This window comes from Peribacillus sp. P4_C12 (assembly GCF_056402095.1).
Map to the genome: position 1 here is coordinate 1 of NZ_JBFUIB010000264.1, position 5216 is coordinate 5216.

General features: G+C 36.7%; 5 protein-coding genes. 3 read left to right on the forward strand and 2 right to left on the reverse strand.

Annotation, left to right across the window (positions count from 1 at the left end):
• Together AC1DUW_RS20630 and AC1DUW_RS20635 are read right to left on the reverse strand one after the other, a co-directional pair.
• A partial coding sequence (locus AC1DUW_RS20630; protein ID WP_477643331.1) for a Glu/Leu/Phe/Val family dehydrogenase occupies nucleotides 1–557 on the reverse strand: 557 nt, incomplete at its 3' end.
• A gap of 237 nt (nucleotides 558–794) precedes the next feature.
• On the reverse strand, nucleotides 795–2141 hold the full coding sequence (locus AC1DUW_RS20635) for an APC family permease (RefSeq protein ID WP_053345618.1): 1347 nt from the start codon (nucleotides 2139–2141) through the stop codon (nucleotides 795–797).
• Between the two features lie 388 nt (nucleotides 2142–2529).
• Here AC1DUW_RS20635 and speB point away from each other — a divergent pair, with 388 nt between their 5' ends.
• The 3 genes from speB (at nucleotide 2530) to AC1DUW_RS20650 (ending at nucleotide 5019) form a co-directional block, all read left to right on the forward strand.
• The gene (gene speB, locus AC1DUW_RS20640) at nucleotides 2530–3495 is read left to right on the forward strand and encodes an agmatinase (RefSeq protein ID WP_098175106.1); all 966 of its coding nucleotides are present in this window, start codon (nucleotides 2530–2532) and stop codon (nucleotides 3493–3495) included.
• 385 nt (nucleotides 3496–3880) lie between these two features.
• Nucleotides 3881–4234 (forward strand): GNAT family N-acetyltransferase, encoded by a 354-nt coding sequence (locus tag AC1DUW_RS20645; protein ID WP_477643332.1) that lies wholly within the window; start codon nucleotides 3881–3883, stop codon nucleotides 4232–4234.
• 545 nt (nucleotides 4235–4779) lie between these two features.
• Entirely contained in the window at nucleotides 4780–5019 is a 240-nt protein-coding gene (locus AC1DUW_RS20650; RefSeq protein ID WP_477643333.1) for a hypothetical protein, read from the forward strand.
• The last annotated feature ends 197 nt before the right edge of the window (nucleotides 5020–5216 follow it).

Genomic DNA, 5216 nt, shown 5'->3' on the forward strand with positions numbered 1-5216 from the left:
GGCTTACCCGTAATAAAGCCGGGTGAATCAAACTCCCTGATATGATCATATTCATCTAGCATCCAGGCCATTATTTGAGAATTTGTATACATATCCGGTGCAGGAATGTCCTTGGTCGGCCCAACTATTTGACTGACTGCCCTGACATACCCTCTGCTTAATCGTTCTAGCTCAGACAAACTCATCTGTCTGGGATCACAGACAATGCCACCCTTTGCTCCTCCATATGGAAGATCTGTTATTCCGCATTTCAAACTCATCCAACCCGCCAAAGCCTTAACTTCTTCAGGAGTGACATCCGGATGAAACCGAATCCCTCCTTTCGTTGGACCGGTTGCATCATTATGTTGAGCCCGATATCCTTGAAACATCCTTGTCTCACCGTTATCCATTTGGATTGGAATACAGACTTCTAAAAAGCGCATTGGTGTTTTTAAAAAATCAAAAACCTGATCTGGGTAGTCCAAAACATCAATTGCTTCTTTTAAGATATCCTGGAATTCTTGCAGAGAATTATCCTTTTCGCGTTTTTTAATCCCCTCAGTTTTAACTGCCATTTTAGCACCTCATTTTTTATTCTTATAAATGTATAAAGCAATTTCCGTGCCAGCTTTACCAATGTTGCTGGTTGGCAGTATATCGCCACTTTCCTACATGGTTTCACACTTCATTCATCCAGACCATATGTATACATTCATAAGCAATTCAAATTTGCATAATGTTAAAATATGATGATGAAATAAACAAATAGAAAAAAACGCATCCTTTTTAAAATGCGTTTTTCCTTTCAAACTCTATAACTGAATTTCTTCAACTTGATATTGAGGTGGAGCTGTTCGAAATGCCTTCGTGATAAATATTAGATAACAAAAACCAATTATAAACCAGCCTAACCCCATTATTAGTGAGCTAGTCTCTAGATTGATCCAGAGTATAGCAATTGATATAGCTCCGATTAAAGGCATAATTAAGTAATTGAAACATCCCTTTATAGTTCGATGCTTCTTCTCTCTGAAGACAAAATGGCTGATCACTGACAGATTTACAAAAGTAAATGCCATTAATGCACCAAAGTTAATCAGTGATGCGGCAGTCACTAAATCAAAAAACAAAGCCGACAATGAAATGACTCCAACTATGACAACATTAATAGCTGGTGTTTTCCACTTAGGGTGGATAAATCCAAACCATTTTTCCGGAAACACTTTATCCCGGCCCATAACATATAAAAGACGTGAGACACTGGCATGTGAAGCTAGTCCTGATGCTAGCGTGTTGACGAAAGTTGCACAAAGAAAAATGGATTGGAACAGCTTCCCACCTACATAAAGGGCGATTTCCGGTAAAGCAGCATCTGGTTCCTTAAAACGGGACATGTCCGGGAAAAAGAGCTGAATAAAGAATGAAGAGGTGATGAAAATAATTCCACCCCAAAGGGCTGTTAAAAAGATCGCTTTCGGAATCGTTTTTTTCGGATCTGGTGTTTCTTCTGAAAGTGTTGTTACTGCATCAAACCCCAAAAAGGAAAAACAAAGAATGGTTGCTCCAGTTATTATTGCCGTATTGTCCATTCCTCCATTTATGAAAGGCTGAATTGTAAATACTTCGCTTGTACCTTCTCCATTATGCAAGCCTTTGACAACAAGAATAATGAACACCACCATGATGACAATCTGAATTAAAACAAAAAGGGTATTAAAGTTAGCAAGTACGTTAACACTCCGGAGATTGAGAATGGTGACAATCCCTACAAACAATACTACCCATATCCATGTTGGAACTTCTGGAAATAATGCTGTGAGATAGATTTTGGTCAACAATGCATTTACCATAGGCAAAAATAGATAATCTAACAACGAAGACCAACCTACCAGGAATCCTAAATGTCGGTTAATTGCCTTTTGCGTATAAGTATAGGCAGAACCAGCTGTCGGGAAAACTTTTACAAGTTTCCCATAGCTTGCGGCTGTAAAAAGCATACCCACCAATGCAACGATATACGCTGTTGGGACGTGCCCCCCCGTAATTCCAGATACAATACCAAATGTATCAAATACGACCATAGGCGTCATATAAGCTAACCCCATCATAACAATTTGCCATAATTTTAGAGTTCTTTTCAGTTTAGCACCATTTTCCACCTATCATTCCTCCTTGTAATCGCTTTCATTTATTAGGATTAACACATCTTTAATAGATTTAAAGACCTCCCCATTTTTCAAATTTCCAAAAATATCTAAATGCAAATTCTGTGCCAAATGTTTACTGTTCACTTAAATACATGAATTTCGTAATAATAAGCTTTTAAATTATGCAATATTAGACAGCGTAATGAATTTTATTCACAAGAATGAAGTAGTACATCGCCTTCCGATAAGCGATTCAATTTTTCATAGATTATGCGCTCCTTCATAACTCCTGCAAATAATATCTAGTTAGAACATATAGATATCACTTAATAGGGACTTGGCATGATAATTGCATTGTTTCTCTACAATGAAAGAAATAAGAAAATGGAGGAATACAAAAATGAAATATCCGTTATCTCCTGACGTAAAACCAGAGTTTTGTACGACCGGATCATTTATGCGCTTACCTGCCTCAAGAGAAAATGCCAAATTGGCAGTATTAGGTATACCTTTTGATACAGCTGCTTCATTCAGGGTAGGAGCACGGTTTGCCCCACAGGCAATCCGCCAGGCATCTATGACCTTGTTTCCTTACCATCCGATACACAAGGTGTACCCATTTGACGATTGTAATGCCATTGATATTGGGGATATTTCAGTGATTCCCCATAATATACACCGAAGCTATGAGCTAATTGAAAGTGCAATGACAGACTTAATGAAAGAAGGAATCATTCCAATAGGTATTGGCGGGGATCATTCAGTAACATTGGCAAACCTGCGAGCTGCCGCAAAAGTACATGGACCTGTTGCAATGCTCCATTTTGATTCACATACTGATACCTGGGATACCTATTATGAAGAGAAATATTGGCATGGTTCCCCTTTTATCCGTGCATATGAGGAAGGTTTGCTCCAAACGGATAAAGTTTTCCAAATTGGAATTAGAGGGACGCTCAATCATCCAGGAGATATAGATTCCAGCACGGATCTAGGATACAACGTGATAACTACGCCTGAACTGAAGGAAAGAGGCATCAAGGATGTTTTGAAGGAAGTCAAGAAGACCATTGGGGATACACCATGTTTCTTGAGTTTTGATATAGATTTTGTGGATCCATCCTGTGCCCCTGGTACAGGCACCCTAGAGGTCGGCGGTCTAAACAGCTTTGAAACCCTAGAGATGATTCGTTCTCTGCAGGGATTTAACTTTATTGGATTCGACCTAGTGGAAGTCCTCCCCCCTTATGATCCAACACAAATCACATCACTATTGGCAGCGACTATCATTCATGACTTTGCTAGTTTAGTAGCCTTAAAGATAAAAGAAGAAGAACTAGAAAAATCAACCCAAAATCATTCATAATATTTTATTGGAAGAAAATTAGGAATGCAACGGAATCAAGCGATTAGTCTTAAAGAATTGAGCACAGATTAGCATAAGATCTAAGAAGCGATCATCTAATAAAAATTTCACCTGTGAAATTAACAGAAAGAAGCAGGAACCTTAACTGTGTTCCGCTTCTTTTTTTATCAGATCTAGCGAGAAGACCCCATCTTCAAACCGAACCAATTCGTGAGCGAGTGTAGGTTAAGTGGGTGATGAATCTCTAGATTGATAAAGATTCCACTGAAGTAGAAGCATTTTTAACTAACAAAAATTTTGGACAGGTTTATATGTCAGAAAATCAATCCGTATCTATTTATGGAAGGCGAAGCAATAAAAATTAAAAAAGATAGGAGAAATTAATATGAAAATACCAGTGGAAAATATTGTAGAGTTAACTGTAGAACATCAATTCTTACAGGCTTATCCGATAATAAATCAGTTACATACTGATTTGACTTTAGAGGAATATCTAGAATTATTAAATGATATGCGTAAGGAGGGTCAACAGTTATTTGCTTTATATCATGATACAAGCATCGTARCTTTAGCAGGTATTAGCTGGCATGAAGATTTGTATAATGAACGCTATGTGTTTGTACAAGATTTGGTTACTGATGTAAATCATCGCCCTAGTGGCCTTGGATATAGGCTGCTCAGTTATATACATAATTGGGCAAAAGAACAGGGTGCTGAATATATTTCGTTGGAATCTTGATTTCAACGTCTTGATACCCATCAATAAATCAAAAAAATTCGGCTAAACTTCATTTTGTTTTCGCTTCAAGTACAATTTTCAAGAGAGGGCTTATACCTATAAGGTATAGCCTTTTTTTGTACCTAAAATTACCTCATATCCTACCTATGTTCTTTTGAAGTTTTGAATAAGGGTTAGCTTTTAATGAATTTTTATAGTTTTTTAAAAAATGAAGTTTACTCAAACGTTTTGATTTTGATGAAAAGTTGATTTATCCATGTTTTTCATGAATTTCTTATCAAACTTAGTTTCACTTTATAACAAAAATTACATGTAGATGTATTGGAAAAGAGCCTTAGTTGAAGTATCGCCATAGTATTAATAAAAATTCCATTTACACTAAATAATTATTCTCACGACTACCTTTTTGACGAGTTTCTTCTGTTTTTTACAACCTCATCAGCCTATCTGTGATTGAAGATAATTTGATACAGTGTTTGAATAAAAAAAATTAGAAAGGAAAAAGTAATATTGAAAGTAAAAAGCCAATAGAGAGGACGATAAAAATGAATCAAAAGTGGTTAAAACTATTATCAGTTGTTTTTCTTTCTGCCATGATGTTAATGGGTTGTAATACTACAAATAAGGATAACAATCCAGCTCCTCCTAATACAGAGGAACCAGTTGAAGAYCCTAAAGATGCAACTGACCCAGATAATATCGATGAAAATGATGGGGGCACTAATAMAGAAGATCCGATTGAAGACCCTAAAGATGCAACTGACCCAGATAATAAAGATGAGTAATAATTTAAATAAGTAAACAGCAATAAGTATTAATACCGTTTGTTTTCAATAATGTAAAAACGCTGACTATAGTCAGCGTCAGTTTGTAGACAAAAGGGGTTCGGAATTATAAAATTCCGAACCCCTTTTGAAATTCCTTTTGAATTTTGGTCCAAGGTTAAGATATTGGGGCTCTACGAGCCCACTCTGTTAGGCCA